The organism is Halomonas sp. TD01, from assembly GCF_923868895.1.
Taxonomy (GTDB): domain Bacteria; phylum Pseudomonadota; class Gammaproteobacteria; order Pseudomonadales; family Halomonadaceae; genus Vreelandella.
In genome coordinates this window covers 3,068,579-3,088,638 of sequence record NZ_OV350343.1, presented here as the reverse complement: position 1 = coordinate 3,088,638, position 20,060 = coordinate 3,068,579, and the positions used below count along the sequence as shown (strand labels likewise).

The following is a 20,060-nucleotide window of genomic DNA, read 5'->3' as shown; positions in this document are numbered from 1 at the left end:
TTGTCATGTTGAGACCGCTACCTAAACACGGGGCTTTTTCTTTGTTAATTGGAACCGCTATGAAACTGCGTAACCGGAATATCGAGAAATTGCACACTGACGACTTTGATGCACTAATCATCGGTGGCGGCATTAACGGTGCAGCAACCGCAGCCGCGCTTGCAGGCAAGGGTGCTAAAGTCGCCTTAATAGACCGCGGTGATTTTGCGGGAAGCACCAGTATGCACTCCTCCAACTTAGTTTGGGGAGGCATTAAATATATGGAAAGTAAGGATTTCGCATTAGTACGCAAACTGTGTAAAAGTCGTAATCATCTGATTAAAAGTTACCCTTCTACGGTTCAGGAAATTCGCTTTCTTACCACTATCAGTAAAGGCTTCCGCCATTCACCGAAATATTTATGGGCGGGTACCTGGCTTTACTGGCTCATGGGGAACGGTTTTACCAAGCTGCCCCGCTTACTATCTCCAAAGAATATTAAGCAAGAAGAGCCGATTATTGATATCGAAGGCTCAGTAGGTGGGTTTGAATACTCAGATGCCTACTTACACGATAACGATGCCAGATTTGTATTTAATTTTGTTCGTCATTCGCTTAATTACGGGGCGATTGCAGCCAATTATGTTGAGTCTCTTGGTGCTGAACGTGAAGGACAGCACTGGGTAACGAAAGCGCGCAATGTAATGGATGGCAGCACGTTTAATATCCGTTCCAAAGTATTAATTAATGCTGCTGGCCCCTGGGTGGATCAGCACAACGCTCTCACCGGCGAAAAAACCACCCATCAGCATCTTTATTCAAAGGGCATTCACCTGATAGTTCCGCAACTGACGGAAACTAAGCGGGTACTTGCGTTTTTTGCCGACGATGGGCGACTGTTCTTTGTCATTCCCATGGGTAATCGCACTTGCATCGGCACCACTGATACGCATATGGAGCACCCAGAGGTAGATGTCACAGCTGAAGACATCGAGTTTGTATTGGAAAATATCAATAAGCGCCTAACGTTAGAAAAGCCGCTTACCCAAGACGATATTATTTCAACACGCTGCGGTGTTCGGCCGCTAGCTATCAAAGCGGATCAAGGTAGCGATCGCGATTTTCTCCAACTATCGCGTAAGCATGTGATCGATACCAATGAAGATAGCGCCCACATTAGTATTTTTGGCGGTAAATTAACCGACTGCTTGAACGTAGGTGATGAAATTGCAGAGGAAGTGGTTCGACTAGGCGTTAATCTCAGCGATATTAACTATCGCTGGTATGGTGAGCCGCCAGAACCCGTTAAACAGCAGTTCATGGACCAGGCTAAACGGATGAACCTAGATGCGATGACCGCGCCAACATCCACCGAGCCGCTCTCCTCGCGACTATGGCGTCGCTATGCAGAACAGGCCATGCAAATGCTAGAAAAAATCCGCCAGGATCCTGCAGAAGCCGATATTCTCATTGAAGGTACCGAGTATATTCGCTGTGAACTTGAGCATGCCCGAGATCACGAAATGATTACGCAGTTGGAGGACTTCCTGCGCCGAAGAGCCAAAGTCTCGCTGGTTGTTCACCATGAACAGCTGCGCCACTCTAAGGGGCTGAAAGAAGCGTGTCGCGTTCTGTTCGGAGACCAAGCGGAAGAGCGTTTTGCCACCTACTTTGCTGAAAATCGTGATACTTCACAGCCTTATACTGCACCGGCAGAACCACAGCACACTCACTGATCAACCATCTACAACATAAAAAGCCGCTATCATCGATAGCGGCTTTTGCGTGTTGAAATATCTAATAACACCCTTGTGGTTAATTGGAACGCACGCGATTCACGGCGTCTAACCAACCCTGGTATAACGCCTCCCGAGTAGATTCTTCCATTTTAGGTGTAAAGCTCTTCTCGCAGCGCCAGAGTTGCTCAATTTCTTCAAGCGTGTCATACCAACCCAAACGCAAGCCTGCCAAGTAAGCGGCTCCGAGCGCCGTCGTCTCAAGAATTGTGGGTCTATCTACCTGGACGTCGAGCATATCAGCCAAAAACTGCATCACCCAGCTGTTCTTCACCATGCCACCATCGACACGTAGGTTACCTGGCGTGGCTTCCATATCGTCGTTCATGCAGTGCTGCAGGTCGCGGGTTTGGTAACACACCGCCTGGAGGCCCGCCGCAACAATTTCGGCAATGCCGGTATCCCGAGTAAGGCCAAAAATTGCCCCGCGCGCTTTAGGATCCCAATGAGGTGCACCCAAGCCAGTAAAAGCAGGTACCAAGTAAACGCTATGTCCGCTGCGGGTTTCTTTAGCAAGCGCCTCTGTTTCTGACGCATCTGCAAACAGGTTCAACCCATCGCGTAGCCACTGCACAGTCGCCCCAGCAACGAAGATACTGCCTTCCATTGCATAGGTCGGTTTTCCATTAATTCGGTATCCAATGGTCGTTAATAGGCGATTTCGTGATACCGACGGTGTATCCCCAGTGTTAACGATCATAAAACACCCGGTGCCATAGGTGCTTTTGCCCATTCCGGGTTGAAAACACGCTTGACCCACTAGCGCGGCCTGCTGATCCCCTGCCACACCGGCAATAGGTATGGGCGCCCCTAACCAATGCGCGTCAGTGGTGCCAAAATCATCGCTGGAATCTTTTACCTCGGGCAGCATGTTGGCAGGAACGTTAAACAAAGCTAACAGCTCATCGTCCCATGTTTGATTATGGATATTAAAAATGGCTGTTCGTGATGCGTTGGTGGCATCAGTAACATGTTGCGTGCCATTGGTTAATCGCCAAATCAAGAAGGTATCGATAGTGCCAAAGAGTAGCTCACCGCGTTGGGCTCGTTCGCGGGCTCCTTCTACGTTATCGAGTATCCACGCTAGTTTGGTGGCTGAAAAATAGGGGTCTATTAAGAGGCCTGTCTTAGCTTGTACTGCCTCTGTATGCCCTTGGTCGCGGAGTGTTTGACAAAGTTCAGAGGTGCGCCGGTCTTGCCAAACAATCGCATTGTAGAGAGGCTTACCCGTCTCTCTATCCCACACCACTGTGGTTTCACGCTGGTTAGTAATGCCAATTCCATCAATCTGCTCTGGCGAAATACTCGCCTTTTCGAGCACCTCGCGACAAGTGGCGATGACAGTCTCCCAAATATTTTCGGGATCATGCTCTATCCACCCGTCTTGGGGGAAGTGCTGAGGGAATTCCTGTTGGGCAACCGCCTCTATTTGGCCCTGACGGTCAAATAAAATGGCGCGCGAGCTGGTCGTACCTTGATCGATGGCGAGAATAAAGGAGGACATATCACGTTCACTTTGTTGTAGGTTCTTTCGATTTTGTATGTTTTGTTTCGCTTTATTATCATCCAAGGCTACTCCAGCCGCCCCAAATGCTCAAGTATGAAACTGCTCTCCTTTACCGTTAGCTCAGCGACGACCATGCTGTGCCTTAGATTAGACATCATGCTTAAGCGATATGTAGCGCTACTCCGTGCTGCAATAATAGCTGCTGAATCGTTTCAGGAGGCTTTCGATCGGTGAATAGTGCATCGAGCTGGGAAATATTGCCTTGGCGCACCACCGGATTGCGATGAAATTTAGAGTAATCCGCGGCCAGATAAATTCGCCGCGAATTGGCAATAATCGCTTGGGCAACGCGAACTTCTTGGTAATCAAATTCAAGTAACGAGCCATCCTCATCAATACCGCTGATGCCGATAATCCCGTAATCCACTTTAAATTGATTGATAAAATCGATGGTGGCTTCACCGATAATACCGCCGTCGCGGGAGCGAACTTGCCCACCGGCAATAATCACTGTGAAATCTTCTTTGTGCTGAAGAATGGCTGCCACGTTCAGATTATTGGTGATAATTTCTAAGCCCTGATGTTCAAGCAACGCCTGAGCAATCATCTCGTTACTGGTACCGATATTAATAAATAGTGAGGAGTGATGAGGAATTTGCTGCGCCAAGCAGTGAGCAATCCGCTCTTTCTCCTCTAAATGCAGCGTCTTACGCGTGCTGTAAGCGGTGTTAACAGTGCTTGATTCTACGCCTACACCGCCATGGACACGACGAACCCGCCCTTCGTTTGCTAGCGTATTTAAATCACGACGAATGGTTTGTGGCGTCACTGCAAAGTGATCGGTCAGCTGCTCGATGCTCATGTAGCCATGCTGGCGTACCAGGTCGACGATGGCATCTTGGCGAAACTGTTGGTTCATAAGCCCGGCCTGTTCGTTATTTATTGGTGTATAAGTGCTGTTCTCTATGGGCTATAGAGTAGCAAATTTTCGAAATTCAATAATACGAACATTGAGCCCTCCCCATTTTCTCGCTAAGTATCTACTCCATTAGAGCGGCCAGGCCCATAAAATGGCAGGAATAGCGACCACCATCACTACTAACGAAAGTGGAAGACCGAGCTTCCAATAATCACCAAACTGATAGCCGCCCGGACCCAGCACTAGCGTGTTGGACTGGTGGCCTATCGGCGTTAGAAAGGCACATGAGGCACTGACAGCCACTATCATTAAAAAGGGATCAAGTGATACATCAAAACCACTAGCAAGACTGGCGGCAATGGGCGCCATCAACAATGCGGCAGCAGCATTATTGACCACATTAGAAAGCAACATCGAGAGAATAAATAGCCCTGCCAATGAAACAATAATGGGCCACTCAACGCCGAATCGTAGTAATGCATCAGCAATAATTTCAGCGCCACCGCTCGTTTCAAGCGCTTCTCCCACCGGCAGCATGGCCGCCAAGAGAACAATAACGGGACCATCAATGGCTTGGTAACCTTCTCTCAGCGGAAGCACACCAATCAGCAGTGATATCAACGCCGCGGTGCTCATGGCGACAGCCGCAGGAAGCAGATCAAACAGCATCGCTAGAATGGCGAGGGCAAAAATACCAATCGACAGCGCCAATTTTCGCGGTTGCCCTAAGTGAAGCTCACGGTTGGCCAACGGCAAGCACCCAAGGGTAGCTAAGCTATCAGCGATTTCGTTTTCACTGCCTTGCAACAGAAGCACATCACCGGTTTGAAAACGAATGTCCCGAAGACGCTGCTTTAAACGTCCTCCATCCCGAGCTACCGCAACTAAATGCAGCCCGAACTGCTGGTTTAACCGCAGTTGGCGAACGCTTCGATTAATCATCATCGAATCGTTACGCACTACCGCTTCTATCAACTGCAAACCCTCGGTATCGACCGGCTGGCGCTCATCCGTCTTTTCTGAGGGCTTATTTTCACTACCGGCTTCGTCATTGTGTTTATCATCTTCTTCTGGTTCCGCAATGGCGCTCAGCCCTACTTTATCTTCCAGCAGTTTGAGCTCATCAGGCCCTGCTTCCAGCAGCAAAATATCTCCTTCCTGCAGCACCCCATGAAATGAGTACCCTGCTCGGCGATTATCTTCCCGTACCACGGCAAGTACTGGGATGGTCTCTTCTAGCTCATCATGAAGCTGCTGGAGCGTCAGACCATTCGCCTTAGACTCTTCTGACACCTTCAGCTCAACCAAGTAATTAGCGGTATCAAACATTTCATCGGTCGATGCCTGTCCACTGCGCTTAGGCGTTAAACGCCAGCCCACTAGTACAATAAACACCAAACCAACTAGCGCAACAGCAACCCCCACCGGGGTAAAGCTGAACATGCCGAAGTTTTCACCGGTGATATTGCCTCGATAGGTGGAAATAATAATGTTGGGCGGTGTGCCAATCAGCGTGGTTAAGCCGCCCAACAATGAACCGAAAGCAAGTGGCATTAACAGAAGCGATGGCGACGTATTATGTTCACGGGCAAGGCGCATTGCCACTGGCAACAGCAGTGCAAGCGCACCAACATTATTCATCACCCCGGAAAGCACCACGACCGTGCCGACCAACACGAGTAACTGTAGTAGCAACCGTTCGCCCACTTTCAGTACTTGATTAGCGATGATATCGACAACACCAGAGCGCTCAAACCCTCGGCTAATGACCAATACAGCGGCCACCGTAATCACCGCAGGATGCCCGAAGCCTTTAAAAGCGTCATCTGTGGGCACAAGCCCAAGCATTACCGAGCCAAGCAACGCCGCAAGCGCGACTAAGTCATAGCGAAATCGACCCCACATAAAAGCGGCAAGCGTTAACCCCAAAACGATAAAAACCAGCGTGCTGGGCGCAAGCCCGATGCTATCCATTGTCATGCGATGTCCATCTCCTTGTGTTGGGTACGCTCGGCTGATGCGCCAAATAACTAGCAACACATTAGATGATGACTATACGGCCGTATAGTCCTTGGAGAGCAGAACAACAAAACAACTGAAGGACAATAAAAAAGCCTGGCGAGGCCAGGCATTCATACAGAAACAGTTGATTAAAGACCTACTTTATATTCGTGCCAGCAATCGCTCAGCCACTACGTTAAGCGGGTTGCTTTCAGCAGTTAGGCAGAAGAATGGTCGAGCCTGTTGTTTTGCGGCTTTGCAGGGCGTCTTGGGCCTTTCCTGCGTCCTGGAGCGGGTAGCGATTTGCTACGTCGATACGAAGTTTGCCACTTTCGATCATGCCAAAAAAGTCGTCGCACATCATTTCAAAACGTTCACGGGTGTCAGCATAGCCGTTCAAACTTGGGCGGGTTACAAAAAGCGCGCCTTTTTGATTCAGAATACCGATATTCACCCCGTCTACTGGGCCAGACGCATTACCAAAGCTGACCATCAGCGAACGAGGCTTCAAGCAATCTAGCGACATTTCCCAGGTATCTTTTCCTACTGAGTCGTAAACCACGTCGCACATTTCGCCGTTGGTTAGTTCGCGCACCCGCTCTACCACATTCTCTTCGCTGTAGTTGATTGTTGCCCATGCGCCATTGGCCATCGCCAAGTCTGCTTTCTCTTTTGAGCTAACCGTACCAATAAGCTTAACGCCTAGCGCTTTGGCCCACTGGCACGCAATCGAGCCAACGCCTCCAGCAGCGGCATGAAAAAGAATGGTCTCACCGCCCTTTAACTCATAAGTTTGACGCAGCAAATATTGCACGGTTAAGCCTTTCAGCATACTGGCCGCAGCGGTTTCAAAATCAATGAAGTCCTGCAGCTTAATAACCTTGGCCGCAGGCAATGTATGTAGCTCTGCATAGGCACCCAATGGCCCTTGTGCATACGCTACCCGGTCACCCTCTTTTAGATGGCTAACACCTTCACCCACGGCATCGACAACCCCGGCACCTTCAGTGCCTAAGCCAGAAGGCATGGACGGCGCAGGATAAAGCCCCGTCCGAAAATAGATATCAATAAAATTCAGGCCTACTGCTTTATTAGCAATTCGCACTTCACCTGCGCCGGGAGCTTTAGGTTCGGTATCGACCCACTCCAATACATCTGAATCACCCGTCTTCGAAAACTGAATGCGTTTAGACATCTGGGTAAACTCCCATTGTTAATTATTGGACACATATTAACTGGCTATCCAACCGCGTTGTGCGTCTTAAATCAAGCGATTAGCCAGTCATGCAGGACATATTGCTGTCATGCGCCCATGCTAGACTATCTTAAAAATGTTGATAACAATGTTTATCGGTTACTCTCAAACGGACAGACTATGACGCACCCAGCAATCTGTTTGCCTACACTTATAGCCCATCGCGGATACTCGGCCGCCGCACCTGAAAACACCTTAACGGCAGTGCGTGCTGCTCATCAAGCAGGGACAACCTGGGTGGAGTTGGACGTTCAGCTACTGGGCGATGGCACGCCTGTTATTTGGCACGATAGCGATATCAGCCGCTGCTCCGATCGCCGTGGCGAGCTTGCTAACCTGACGTGGCAGCATGCGCAACAGCTTGACGTCGGTAGCTGGTTTGGCGATACGTTTGCAGGTGAAAAGATGGCCAGTCTAGAGGCCATGCTGACGCTGTTGAACGAACTCAACATGGGGGTAAATTTAGAGATCAAGGTAAACAAAGGCCGTGACCCCATTGCCTTAGTTGATACCGTATTACCCATCGTATTAACTACACTGCCCGCCGAACGGGTGATTGTGTCCTCGTTTGATGCCCGGGCATTAGCTAGATGCCGCCGCATCGCACCAAAAGAAACGCTCGCACTGGGCGTACTGTTTGGCAGTACACCGCCTACCTGGCGTGACCAATGTGAAGCCATCGACGCATTTAGTATTCACCCTCATTGGCCGCGCTTAAAACACACACAGGCCGCTGCCATGCGCAGAGATGGCTATGAAATTTTATGCTATACCGCCAACGACCCCAGTGCTTTTGAAAGCCGCTGGGGATGGGGGATAGCCAGCGCGATTACTGATGAGCCCGAAGCATTTCAACGCTATTTGAATAATCGACGTCGACACGGTTAAATTCGCCAATATCCAATACTCTACCTAAGGAAAACTATGCACTATCTTGGTGCCCATGTAAGCGCAGCGGGTGGCGCAGATCAAGCAGTGTTCCGTGCGGTAGAAATCGGCGCAAACGGCTTTGCTCTGTTCACCAAAAACCAGCGGCAGTGGAAAGGCAAACCACTGACCGACGAGGCTATTGCAGCGTTTAAACAGGCCTGCCAAACCCATGGGTTTGGCCCTGAACAAATTTTACCCCACGACAGCTACCTGATTAATTTAGGCCACCCAGAGGCCGCTGGGCTTGAAAAGTCCCGTGCTGCGTTTGTAGATGAAATTCAGCGCTGTGAACAGCTCGGCCTAACGCTATTGAACTTCCACCCAGGCAGCCATCTGAACAAAATCAGCGAAGCCGACTGCCTGAAACGCATCGCAGATTCCATCAACGAAGCATTGTTACAGTCACAGGACGTCACGGCAGTGATTGAAAACACCGCAGGACAAGGGACCAACCTTGGCTGGCGCTTCGAGCATTTAGCGGAAATTATTTCCCACGTTGATGATAAAACCCGTGTCGGTGTTTGTATTGACACCTGCCACGCCTTTGCCGCTGGGTATGACTTACGTACCGCCGAGGCCACCAAGGCAACATTGGATGAGCTAGGCAAGGTGGTTGGCTTTAAATACTTGCGCGGTATGCATTTAAACGATGCCAAGAGCACCTTCGCAAGCCGTGTAGACCGCCACCACAGCTTAGGTAAAGGCAATATCGGATTGGATGCATTCACAACGATCATGCAAGACGAACGCATTCATGACATACCGATGATTTTGGAAACCGTCGAACCCAGCATTTGGGCTGACGAACTCAACTGGCTACGTGCTCAAGTACCTGGTACTCAAGTGCCCGGTGCTCAAGCGCCTGAAGCAGCGCCAGGCAAATAGTGAATCACATCATGAAAGCGTAGCCGCGTCGTAGCGCTGTTTCGCATGGCGTGTGGGCGATCGGCAAAAAAGCGCAGTCCCTCGCCTACCCGCAGCGTTTGCCAGCGCTCGTCTATGCGCAGCTCCATTTCGCCCTCGACAACAACGATGTGTTCTACCACACCGCTGGCGTGGGGAGACGACTCGCTGATCGCCCCTGGCGCGAGCTCAATCATAAACATTTCAAAGCCTAGCAGCGGGTCATAAGGGAAGAGCAGGCGTGCTTGCATCCCAGCGCTATCATCGCCCCAAACAGACTCCCAGCCATCTCGGTGAAGTTCGCCTAACGCAGGTTTATCACCATCAAACAGGGTTGAAAACGACACCCGAAAACCACTCGCGATCTTCCAAAGCGTTGAGATGGTAGGACTAGACTCACCACGCTCTATTTGTCCCAGCATGGCTTTACTCACACCTGTTTCAGCCGCAGCTCGGTCTAGGCTCCAACCGCGGTCTTTACGCAGCTTTTTGACGGTTTCCGCAATGTGTTCGGCAATGGTATGAGGGTCACTCACCATGCGGCTCTCCATAAAATTTAGTGATGTAGTTTACCTATCCGGTCAGCGATGAACACCGATGACGTCAATCTTGTGCGTTATAGCGCACAATGATAGCCTTACAGCATTGTGCGCTATAGCGCACACCACCTAGCGTAAACGAGGTAACCCCATGGAGGCGCCGCCTACTCTGCAGCCGACAGAAAAACATAAAACCCCTTTCTGGCGAGATATTAGCCTCTCGACCGTAACAGCAGGCTTCGTCGCGGTCACCATCGGCTACACGAGTTCAGCGGCGATTATTTTCCAAGCAGCAGCCGCTGCGGGCGCCAGTACTGCACAAATCAGTTCTTGGCTGTGGGCGCTAGGCATTGGCATGGGCATTACCTCGATAGGGCTATCGCTGCGCTATCGCATGCCCCTATTGACAGCGTGGTCAACACCAGGCGCAGCGTTTTTGGCGACTAACCTTCCCGGTATTCCAATTGAAGAAGCCATTGGCGCTTTCCTGTTCTCCGCGCTGCTCATTACGCTATGCGGTGTAACAGGACTGTTCGAACGCCTGATGCGCCACATCCCCAGTGCAATTGCGTCTGCACTGCTGGCGGGTATTCTGTTGCGCTTTGGCCTAGCGCTGTTTAACGTCATGGAAAGCCAATGGCTACTACCACTGGCCATGTTAGCCGCCTGGGTAGCAGGCCGACGCCTATGGCCAACGCTCGCGGTACCTGGTGTACTACTAGCCGGCATTGCTATTGCCCTTTGGCAGGGTCAACTTAACGTACAAAGTATTCCGCTAGCACCTACCGTCCCCGTTTTTACTACACCCGCCTTTTCGATGACAACGCTGATCAGCATTGGCATCCCTCTGTTTGTCATTACCATGGCCACTCAAAATTTACCTGGCGTGGCAGTGCTTCGGGCAGCAGGTTACCAGCCAAACAGTTCGCCGCTCATCAGTTGGACAGGGGGTGCAACGCTTTTGCTCGCCCCGTTTGGTGGTTATGCATTCAATATGGCGGCCATTAGCGCAGCGGTATGCATAGGTCCTGATGCCCATGCGAATCCCCTCAAGCGCTATACAGCAGGCGTTGCGGCGGGAGTGTTCTATATCGCGATGGGTATTTTTGGGGGCACGGTTACCGGTGTTTTCAATGCGCTTCCCAGCGTCCTGGTCATGTCGCTGGCAGGTATAGCGTTACTTGGCACATTAAGTGGTGGGTTAGCTAATGCATTTGAAAACAGTGGGCAACGAGACGCCGCCATTATCACCTTTTTACTCACCGGCTCTGGCATTACTTTACTGGGAATTGGTGGCGCGTTCTGGGGGCTTGTGGCGGGCTTGGTGGTTCTAAAGCTGACAAAGGCTCCACATCGTTAGAGGCATGTTATCAATGTGATAAAAGCGATACGATAAAAAAACGCCCCAAGAGAGTTTGTCTACTGGGGGCGTTTTATCAGCACAGGCGTATCTGCTTGGCTATATAAACTTGTGCTAATTTTATCATTGCACGCTACATCGTGGCGAGGCGTTCTTCATCCAGTACACCTGACATACGAACCATGGCCAACGCCTCGTCTAGGCTGGCCACTTCTTCCATCATCAGTAACTCGTTTTCCAAACTAACCGGCTTTCCCGCTTTATCTGACAGTAGCTTCTCTAGCGAAGCTACGTCCATAGCGTCGTCTAAGTGGTGAATATCTACCGATGCACTGCTCGCACTTGGTAAGTAGATAGTGCCATTAGAGAAATCCACGGCATAAGCAATAACGCCTGGCACAATAAAAAACAGTAGCCCTACACCGTTGGCGATAGCCACTACTGGGTCAACATTACCGCTTAATTGTCCTTTACGCTCAGGATGAAAAAGCGTTCCACAACCACTTAACGTTACAATGGAGACACCAACAATGGCCCCCGTTAACCAACGGCGTACTGCTTGCTGCATGAAGGTTCCCTCAAAGTCCTAACGTACCGATAGCCGGAGATGATTCTGTTGTTTGACCGTTGCTATCGAGCCACAAAACTTGGCGAGTTTAACACATTTGCTTACCAACACACGCCAAGCTGTTAACGTAGGATTTTGCCGCCTAACTCGCTTAGCCGTACAATGCCGCATTCAACGCTAGTTTAAGCGCTACGTTACTAAACGATTAAGCATCACCCCTACCAACAAGGAATGCTCACGCCCATGCGCGCCAGCCAATTATTGATTGCGACATTAAAAGAAACTCCGGCCGACGCTGAAGTCATCAGCCACCAGTTAATGCTGCGCGCCGGTATGATCCGTCGTCTTACCTCTGGCCTCTATACGTGGCTGCCTCTTGGCCTACGCACGCTGCGTAAGGTTGAAGCCATTGTCCGCGAAGAGATGAACCGTGCCGGCGCTCAGGAAGTATTAATGCCCGCCGTGCAGCCTGCTGACCTGTGGCAAGAGTCTGGCCGCTGGGAGCAGTACGGTCCGGAACTACTGCGCCTGAAAGATCGCCACGAACGTGACTACTGCGTAGGCCCGACCCATGAAGAAGTCATTACCGATTTGGTGCGAAAAGAGATTGCCAGCTACAAGCAGCTGCCGATTAATTTCTACCAAATTCAAACTAAGTTTCGTGACGAGATTCGCCCTCGCTTTGGGGTGATGCGTTCTCGCGAATTCATTATGAAAGATGCTTACTCCTTCCACCTGGATGAAGCCTCTCTCAAAGAGACCTACCAGACGATGTACGATGCATACTCACGCATCTTCACCCGCCTAGGTCTCGACTTCCGCCCTGTAATTGCTGATAACGGCTCAATTGGCGGCACTGGCTCCCATGAATTCCACGTGTTAGCCGACTCAGGTGAAGACGACATCGTGTTCTCCAACGCCTCTGATTACGCCGCTAATATGGAAAAAGCCGAGGCCCTTCCCGCGCCACTAGACAGTAACGCCGAACGCGCAGCTCCCAGCGAAGAGATGAATTTGGTTGATACGCCGAACGCTAAGACAATTGCCGCCCTGGTAGAGCAGCATGGCCTGCCCATTGAGAAAACCATCAAGACGCTGATGGTGCATGCCGCTGAAGGTGGCTTGATTGCTCTGCTAATCCGTGGTGACCATGAGCTTAATGAAGTCAAAGCTGAAAACCTGCCCCAGGTAGCCGCCCCACTAACCATGGCAAACGAAGAAGAAATCCGTGCGGTGGTTGGCGCTGGCCCTGGCTCACTTGGACCGGTTGGGCTAAAAATGCCGATCATTATTGATCGCAGTGTGGCGCTAATGAGTGACTTTGGTGCTGGCGCAAACGTCGATGGCAAGCACTATTTCGGCATCAACTGGGAGCGTGACGTGGCTTTGCCCCAAGTTGCCGATCTACGTAACGTTGTAGAAGGTGACCCTTCGCCGGACGGTAAAGGCACGCTTTCTATCAAGCGCGGCATTGAAGTGGGCCACGTCTTCCAGCTTGGACAAAAGTACTCCGAAGCAATGAACGCGACAGTATTGGGTGACAACGGCAAAACCAGCCATCCATGGATGGGCTGCTATGGTATCGGCGTTACCCGCGTAGTGGCTGCCGCTATTGAGCAAAACCACGATGACTCAGGCATTATCTGGCCAAACGCTATCGCCCCCTTCCAAGTGGCGCTGGTGCCCATGAATGCCCACAAATCCCAACGTGTGCGCGAAGAGTCCGAACGTCTCTATCAATCGCTAACAGCAGCGGGATTAGATGTACTGCTTGACGATCGCGACACTCGCCCCGGCGTCAAGTTTGCTGATCTGGAACTCATGGGTGTGCCCCACCGCTTAGTGATTGGTGATCGCGGTTTGGATAACGGCGAACTGGAATACAAAGGCCGCCGAGATAGCGAAGCGACCATGATTGCTGCCGATCAAATTGTCGATTTCCTTTGCGATCAAGCGGGTCTGAATAACAACAAGTAAGGCAAGCTCTCATGTTGCTGGGCGCAATAGCGTGGCATTTGCGTTGGGTTAACAAGTGGGTTTTGGCAGGCAGCATTGTGATCGCTGCCTTGCCTGTAGCCAGCGCAGTGGCTTCACCACTGCGCCTAACTTTTGACGCTGCTCATCAACAAACGTCCTATTCTCAGCGGCAATTGCAACAGTGGCGTAGCCGTATGGATGCACCTCTTTCACGGTTTATCCGCGAGCCCACTGAGCGCTATGAGTTATTGACGCGGCTGTATCAGGAAGCCCGCTTAGCCGGTTTACCCCCTGAACTTGTGCTATCACTGATCCAAGTAGAGAGCGCGTTTAAATCTGATGCGGTCTCGTCAGCTGGCGCCGTAGGACTCATGCAAATTATGCCTTTTTGGATCGAAGAGCTTGGCCTGCCAATGGACAACCTTAGCGATCCAAATCGTAATTTGCGTTACGGCTGCACAATTTTAGCTCACTACCTTGCCGTCGAGCGCGGTGATTTCACTCGCGCATTGGCTCGTTATAATGGAAGCCTAGGGCAAACGTGGTATCCAGAACGGGTGCTAAAAGCATGGCGAGATGATTGGCGCTAATCGGTGACAGGCTGAACTAACCCCAAGCTGACTAATTGACCCAATAAATGGGAGATATCCCGCTCTACACTTTTCCTGCTAGCACCAATAAAAAATGTCACTAAGGTATCAATAATCTCATCTTTACTTAATGGCTCATGCTGCAGCAGCGCCCACACTGCTCTACTCGTCACATTCAAACGATGAATTTCACCGCCCTCTTTAGCAATGACGAACAGCTCTTCACCCAATGGAAACTCATGAGCCACCTGGCTGATTTGCCACCTGCGCGTGTCGTTTGGTGCCAGCACATGGCTCTGTTTGAACGCCTGCGGCTTGGTTTGACGACAACACGGCTCTGTCGCCATGGCGCTATTAAGAAACCCATCGCTATTTATCTGGGTTGTCAGCCACGTTGTCGCTGCGTAAGCATCTCGGTAACGCATTAAAAAACACGGCAGACCTTTTAAGATTGGCAAAAAGCGCTCAATCAACGTCTGATCTGACTCATGCTCCGCGAAGTTTTGCTGCAGCAACTGCCAGAGCCCATCTCCCGGCTGCAGACGAACAAGCTGCGGCTCACTAATCGTTTCATCGCGTTCAATAAGGAGTATGGCACCTAGCGGACAACGCACCCCATGAGATGCCAGCTGCTGCTCGTTTAGCGCTAAGTAGCCATAGCGATCATCATGAGGCCCTAGATGGTTAGCAACAAACTGATGAAACTCAGACGCTAGATTCTGCGGCAACGGCAAACGCAACCTAGGTGCAATGCCCAACGCAATACCTTCACCACAGCTATTGAGTGCCAGCACATCATCGCCAAACACACGATAACCAGCTGCGGCAAACGCCGCGGTGAGGGTGCTTTTACCCGCCCGGTGACTATCCGGAAATATCACTAACTGTTGATTAACCTCTACTGCCCCACAGTGAAGCCCGATATGCTCAGGGTGGTGACGCAGATAGGCACCTGCTAGATCAGCGATCACACTGCAAGCGGTTCCTGCGGGTGTATCTAATAACATACCACCCGGTAGTGCAGGCGCTTCCTGCCAATAATCATCAGGGTGCTGCCGAACACAAATAGCAGGTGCATACTGCTGAGGCTCACAGGGGGTTAGCCGCCAGCCAGGCATTGCCTGATGAATCACTGGCAGCAGATGCTCTGCATCAATTAAGCGCACGCAAGGGCCAAGATTTTCCAGCGCATAATCGACAGTAATCGATGGCGTAGCCACGGCACCCCCTACCAGCGAGGTAATAAACGACTTATGCGAATCTCAATTACACCATCTCGCTCCCAACGAGAGCGCTGTGGGCGAGAGTAGTAAGGGCGCGAATAGCGTGGGCGTGAATGCCTAGATTTTGAATAGCTCGGTCTTGAATAGCTCGGCCGTGAGTAGCTGGGTCGCGAGTAACTAGAGCGAGAATGGTGATGTTCACGCGCTTCAGCTTGCCCCATGGATATCAGCGTAGGAGCAACATATAACGCGGCGGCACCAAGCCCTAAGCTTGCTAGCACTTGGCGGCGTGAACGCCGTTTATTCAGCAGGGAATCGGCTTCATTGTTCATCACAGGACTCCTGATTAATCTCTAGGAAGGTTATCAAACGCTGTTTCAAAAACAATCCTAGCCCCGAAGCACACGTGAAACCACCGACTAAGCGTCACTTTCCCATTGTTTACTTTTTTTAACCAATGTGAGTTTATCGTTGGTATGTTGATATGATTTTTCGGTATAAAAGAATCATTATTTTCATACTTTTCTCTTACCTAGGTACCGCCTCATGCTCACAACAATTAATGGCTGCCAAAGAATCCCTACCACTTGGGCACTGGGCAGCCTGATAATGCTACTCAGCCTGTACGCTGAGGCTGCAGATATCCGTGTGACCGATGCAGCGGCCAATCCGTTAGAAAACGCAGTCGTTGAGGTTTATTTTGAGTCGTCCACAGCACCGACAGCACAAACAAAACACATTGTTCAGCGCAATGCTGCCTTTCACCCTCAAGTTCTTACTATTCCTACCGATAGTTATGTAGCGTTTCCCAATGAAGACACCACGCGCCACCACGTCTTCTCTTTTTCACCGGCGAAGATCTTTAACTTGGAGCTGTATTTAAGCGAAACACCACCGCCTATTCATTTTGATCAGGCTGGCGTAGTGGTACTGGGCTGCAATATTCATGACAGCATGCAAGCATTTATCGTGGTTAGCGATGCGCCCTACGCTGCACTTACCGACAGCAACGGTACATTAACGCTGCCAGAGCTGCCTGAAGGTGTCCATAGAATGCGAGTGTGGCATAGCCGCATGGACGATAGCCAAGAGGTATGGTGGGAAGGTGATATCAGCGATGCGGATAACCTAACCGTTAGCTTAGAACTGAATGCAATTCCACCACAGCCGAGCACAATCTCACCGCTGCAACAGCGTTTCCGTGATGCCACGCACAAGGATTGATGTCTGGCGCGATGGTAAGCGCCTTCACACTCAGAGGTCACTATGCGCTTTCGCACGCGCTTAATGCTAGTGCTACTGGCGGTCGTCATCATTTCACAGATTGCGACAGGTGCAGCGTTCCTACACGCGACACAAAATGATGCGCTGATGAAAGGCAACCAACGCTTAGAGGTCGGTGCTCGCGTGTTACATCAATTGCTAGATATTCGCGGTGAACAACTGCGCAGTAATGTAGCAATTTTGGCGGACGACTTTGGTTTCAAAAGTGCCGTAGCAACGAAAGATACCGCCACCCTTTACTCGGTGCTCGCTAATCATGGTGACCGCGCCCAGGCAGATATGGTGATGCTCAGTGATTTAGCAGGCAATGTACTTGCCAGCAGCCACCATGAACAAGGCAGCACAATGCCTTTTCCAGAACTATTTGGGCGCGCCCAGCAAAATGGTCATGGTGTCGGTGTAGTCATCGGCAATGGTGAACCCTACGAATTCGTACTGATGCCCGTTCGTGCCCCCAACTTAATTGGCTGGGTCGGTATGGGCTTTTTAATTGATGAGGAAGTCGTCCAGGAAATTAATGCGCTTACCGGCCTGGATATCAGTATCGTCACCTACGATGCCAGCGGCGATGTCGGTTATCTGGCAAGTTCCCACCAGGAACAGTTGGCTAAGCGCCTCATGAGCGGCCATGGCGATAAGCTAATGGGCGGGGCTTATACCACCCATAGTCAAATGTCTGACAATAATAACTACCTGTCCTACGCGTCTGAGCTATTAGAAAGCCCGGAGTATCAATCATATGCCTTGCTTCAGCTGTCTCGGAACGAGCTACTGGGGGCTTATCAACACCTTAAGTGGCAGCTGATTGGAATTGTCACACTAATGCTGCTACTCACGTTGGCAGTGGCCATGTGGAGCGCCCGAAGTATCAGCAAACCGCTAATCGCTCTGGCGTTGGCAGCCAAACGTATCGGTCAAGGAGAGCATGTTGGCCGTATCCCTGGGGCGGCGGCAGTCGCCGAAACGGATCTGCTCGCAACGACATTGCTTTCCATGCAGGAAGATATTGCTAAGCGTGAAGCCACGCTTCATCACCAATCGCGGCATGACATGCTTACCGATTTACCCAATCGTGTTAGCGCATTAGAAGACATATTTAAGCGAATTCAAAAAGGCCAACCATTTTCGTTGCTACGTTTCGCTATCAATGATTTTCGAGACATTAACGACACCTTCGGCTATGCCCTTGGCGACCATCTGCTTGTCACGTTAGCTCAGCGGATGCAACAGCTGCCCGCCCCAGTAAGTAAAGCCTATCGCTTAGATGGCGATGAACTCATGCTGCTTATTGAAAGACCCTACTGCGATACCTCTACCCGCACTGAACTGATGAGCAGACTCAACCAACCTATCAATCTCGATAAATCACCTATTGTGCCGTCGATTTCCGCTGGTGAAGTTAACTATCCCGCCCATGGCATCACCCCGCAACTGCTGCTTCGGCGCTCGGATATCGCACTCGACAAAGCCCGCCGACATCGCCACAGCCATGAAAGCTACGTCGAAGGTCAAGAAGAGCAGCACCTACGCCAATTAATGCTGATTCGCGACCTTCAAGAAGCAGTGAAAAACAGTGAGCTATGGATGGCTTACCAGCCTAAAGTGGACACCCACAGTGGGCAGGTATGTCAATTCGAAGCACTGATGCGCTGGCGACACCCTACGCTAGGATTTGTCCCCCCTGACGAATTTATCGGCCTCGCTGAGCGCTCAGGCAACATAGGCTTACTATCGAACTGGATGCTGGCACATGTATGTGAACAGCTTCACCGCTGGAAGTGCGCTGACAACCACCTATCGGTAGCGGTTAATCTGTCAGCGAGTGACTTAATCGACTCAACGCTGCCTAAGCGCATCAGCGGATTGTTACACCGCTTCAATTTAACCCCAGACCAGCTTGCCTTAGAAGTCACCGAAAGTGCCGTTATGCAAGACGTAGATGCCGCCACTGAAACCCTACTAGCGCTTAGCCAGCAGGGCTTGAAGATCGCTATTGACGATTACGGCACTGGCTACTCATCCCTGGCACAGATTAAACGACTCCCCGTTGATGAATTAAAGATCGACAAATCCTTTGTTCTTAAACTCGATACCCAAGAAGAAGACCTCACAATTGTGCGCTCTACTATCGAGATGGCGCATAACCTAGGCCTAAAAACTGTTGCCGAAGGCGTCGAAAACAGCGCCACCGCAGAATTACTGTGCAAACTTCAGTGTGACTATCTACAAGGCTACTGGATAGCCAAACCAATGCCGGCCGATGACGTCCTTAATTGGCTAGCGGACACTCCTTCCTTAGTGCTGCCATCCCTGGCAACACGCTAATCTACGCACAGAGTATCGCTATGTTTCGTTATTACTCATCCTCTCGATGCCTGGTACTGGTAGCAGCGGCAACAAGCGCCCTACTGGCGGCAATCCCCAGCAGCGCGGGAAGTCGCATTTTGGGTACCGGTGCCGTCAGTGCGATAGAAGGTGCTGCTGGTGGCGGGCTTTCACCATGGGCGGTGTTGACCAGCACCGCCAGCGATAACGAACTGGGAGCGACGGTTTCCACAACACGGGCGTGGGTCGATGACTATCGATTAAGCGTCACCAGCGCTAGCGTTAATGTCCAGGACAGGCTAGAGCTTTCAATTGCACGCCAAACCTTTGAACTCACCACGCTAGGAGGTGAACTGGAGCAAGATATCTACGCTGCCAAAATACGTTTATTTGGCGATGTGCTTTACCACCCCTGGGGCATCTGGAGTGCGGGAGTGATGCACAAAAGATTGATCGACGGCACAGTACCCACCGCACTAGGTGCTGACAACACCCGTGGCACTGATGCCTATTTAAGTGCTAGCAAACTGCTCTTTAATGCCTTTTTAGGTCGTAATGTGCTGCTCAATGGGACGCTACGCAATACGTCAGCTAACCAAGGAGGCTTACTGGGCTTTGGCGGTGATCAAGGCGGAAGCGCGTGGATGGCAGAAGGCAGCCTAGGCGTTTTTATCACACCTAACTGGGTTGTCGGCACCGAGTATCGTCAAAAACCTGACAACCTCAGCGTGGCCCAAGAAGAGGACTGGCAAAGCTTGTACAGCGCTTACTTCTTTAATAAGCATGTATCGTTAACAGGCGCATGGTTAGACTTGGGTGACATTGCAGGCCTTCCTTCCCAGCAGGGCGGTTATTTATCCTTGCAAGCCGCTTATTAAACTGACATTGATTAAACTTTAATTAA

Annotated in this window: 17 protein-coding genes; 9 read left to right on the top strand and 8 right to left on the bottom strand. The window is 50.9% G+C overall.

Going from position 1 to position 20,060, the window contains the following annotated elements; all coding sequences use genetic code 11:
• The first annotated feature begins 59 nt into the window (after nucleotides 1–59).
• Nucleotides 60–1,715, top strand: coding sequence for a glycerol-3-phosphate dehydrogenase/oxidase (locus L1X57_RS13790; RefSeq protein WP_009724634.1), 1,656 nt, complete (start codon nucleotides 60–62; stop codon nucleotides 1,713–1,715).
• Nucleotides 1,716–1,794: 79 nt separating this feature from the next.
• On the opposite strand, the gene glpK is transcribed toward L1X57_RS13790, so the two are convergent.
• The 4 genes from glpK to L1X57_RS13770 all read right to left on the bottom strand — a co-directional run bounded on the left by glpK (nucleotide 1,795) and on the right by L1X57_RS13770 (nucleotide 7,397).
• Nucleotides 1,795–3,279, bottom strand: a complete 1,485-nt coding sequence (gene glpK, locus L1X57_RS13785) for a glycerol kinase GlpK (RefSeq protein WP_009724633.1) — start codon at nucleotides 3,277–3,279, stop codon at nucleotides 1,795–1,797.
• Nucleotides 3,280–3,442: 163 nt separating this feature from the next.
• Nucleotides 3,443–4,201: a DeoR/GlpR family transcriptional regulator gene (locus L1X57_RS13780; protein WP_009724632.1), complete on the bottom strand. Its 759-nt coding sequence runs from the start codon at nucleotides 4,199–4,201 to the stop codon at nucleotides 3,443–3,445.
• Nucleotides 4,202–4,330: 129 nt separating this feature from the next.
• Complete coding sequence (locus L1X57_RS13775; protein ID WP_009724631.1) at nucleotides 4,331–6,181, bottom strand: SLC13 family permease; 1,851 nt, start codon at nucleotides 6,179–6,181, stop codon at nucleotides 4,331–4,333.
• A gap of 232 nt (nucleotides 6,182–6,413) precedes the next feature.
• Complete coding sequence (locus tag L1X57_RS13770) at nucleotides 6,414–7,397, bottom strand: NADPH:quinone reductase (protein ID WP_009724630.1); 984 nt, start codon at nucleotides 7,395–7,397, stop codon at nucleotides 6,414–6,416.
• 180 nt (nucleotides 7,398–7,577) lie between these two features.
• Between L1X57_RS13770 and L1X57_RS13765 the strand changes: the two genes are divergently transcribed.
• Both L1X57_RS13765 and nfo read left to right on the top strand, forming a co-directional pair.
• Nucleotides 7,578–8,345: a glycerophosphodiester phosphodiesterase family protein gene (locus tag L1X57_RS13765; protein ID WP_009724629.1), complete on the top strand. Its 768-nt coding sequence runs from the start codon at nucleotides 7,578–7,580 to the stop codon at nucleotides 8,343–8,345.
• Nucleotides 8,346–8,381: 36 nt separating this feature from the next.
• Nucleotides 8,382–9,272 (top strand): deoxyribonuclease IV, encoded by an 891-nt coding sequence (gene nfo / locus L1X57_RS13760; RefSeq protein WP_009724628.1) that lies wholly within the window; start codon nucleotides 8,382–8,384, stop codon nucleotides 9,270–9,272.
• On the opposite strand, the gene L1X57_RS13755 is transcribed toward nfo, so the two are convergent.
• Entirely contained in the window at nucleotides 9,242–9,829 is a 588-nt protein-coding gene (locus L1X57_RS13755; RefSeq protein ID WP_009724627.1) for a helix-turn-helix domain-containing protein, read from the bottom strand. The genes nfo and L1X57_RS13755 overlap by 31 nt on opposite strands.
• A 151-nt stretch (nucleotides 9,830–9,980) precedes the next feature.
• Here L1X57_RS13755 and L1X57_RS13750 point away from each other — a divergent pair, with 151 nt between their 5' ends.
• Nucleotides 9,981–11,189 carry a benzoate/H(+) symporter BenE family transporter gene (locus tag L1X57_RS13750; protein ID WP_009724626.1) on the top strand — a complete coding sequence of 403 codons (1,209 nt, stop codon included), beginning with the start codon at nucleotides 9,981–9,983 and terminating at the stop codon, nucleotides 11,187–11,189.
• Nucleotides 11,190–11,322: 133 nt separating this feature from the next.
• Here the strand turns inward: L1X57_RS13750 and L1X57_RS13745 are convergent, their stop codons facing one another.
• Complete coding sequence (locus L1X57_RS13745; protein WP_009724625.1) at nucleotides 11,323–11,757, bottom strand: hypothetical protein; 435 nt, start codon at nucleotides 11,755–11,757, stop codon at nucleotides 11,323–11,325.
• Nucleotides 11,758–12,000: 243 nt separating this feature from the next.
• Between L1X57_RS13745 and L1X57_RS13740 the strand changes: the two genes are divergently transcribed.
• Both L1X57_RS13740 and L1X57_RS13735 read left to right on the top strand, forming a co-directional pair.
• Nucleotides 12,001–13,734 carry a proline--tRNA ligase gene (locus L1X57_RS13740; protein ID WP_009724624.1) on the top strand — a complete coding sequence of 578 codons (1,734 nt, stop codon included), beginning with the start codon at nucleotides 12,001–12,003 and terminating at the stop codon, nucleotides 13,732–13,734.
• Between the two features lie 11 nt (nucleotides 13,735–13,745).
• The gene (locus L1X57_RS13735) at nucleotides 13,746–14,324 is read left to right on the top strand and encodes a transglycosylase SLT domain-containing protein (RefSeq protein WP_234667762.1); all 579 of its coding nucleotides are present in this window, start codon (nucleotides 13,746–13,748) and stop codon (nucleotides 14,322–14,324) included.
• Here L1X57_RS13735 and L1X57_RS13730 read toward each other — a convergent pair.
• Nucleotides 14,321–15,544: a PqqD family protein gene (locus L1X57_RS13730; RefSeq protein WP_009724622.1), complete on the bottom strand. Its 1,224-nt coding sequence runs from the start codon at nucleotides 15,542–15,544 to the stop codon at nucleotides 14,321–14,323. The two genes, L1X57_RS13735 and L1X57_RS13730, sit on opposite strands and share 4 nt — an antisense overlap.
• Before the next feature lie 8 nt (nucleotides 15,545–15,552).
• Nucleotides 15,553–15,879 (bottom strand): hypothetical protein, encoded by a 327-nt coding sequence (locus L1X57_RS13725; protein ID WP_009724621.1) that lies wholly within the window; start codon nucleotides 15,877–15,879, stop codon nucleotides 15,553–15,555.
• 214 nt (nucleotides 15,880–16,093) lie between these two features.
• Here L1X57_RS13725 and L1X57_RS13720 point away from each other — a divergent pair, with 214 nt between their 5' ends.
• From L1X57_RS13720 to L1X57_RS13710, 3 genes are read left to right on the top strand one after another with little or no spacing between them, the layout of a single operon-like run.
• On the top strand, nucleotides 16,094–16,771 hold the full coding sequence (locus L1X57_RS13720) for a hypothetical protein (protein ID WP_009724620.1): 678 nt from the start codon (nucleotides 16,094–16,096) through the stop codon (nucleotides 16,769–16,771).
• Nucleotides 16,772–16,813: 42 nt separating this feature from the next.
• Nucleotides 16,814–19,156 (top strand): bifunctional diguanylate cyclase/phosphodiesterase, encoded by a 2,343-nt coding sequence (locus L1X57_RS13715; RefSeq protein ID WP_009724619.1) that lies wholly within the window; start codon nucleotides 16,814–16,816, stop codon nucleotides 19,154–19,156.
• Between the two features lie 20 nt (nucleotides 19,157–19,176).
• Nucleotides 19,177–20,034, top strand: a complete 858-nt coding sequence (locus L1X57_RS13710) for a DUF3034 family protein (protein WP_009724618.1) — start codon at nucleotides 19,177–19,179, stop codon at nucleotides 20,032–20,034.
• The last annotated feature ends 26 nt before the right edge of the window (nucleotides 20,035–20,060 follow it).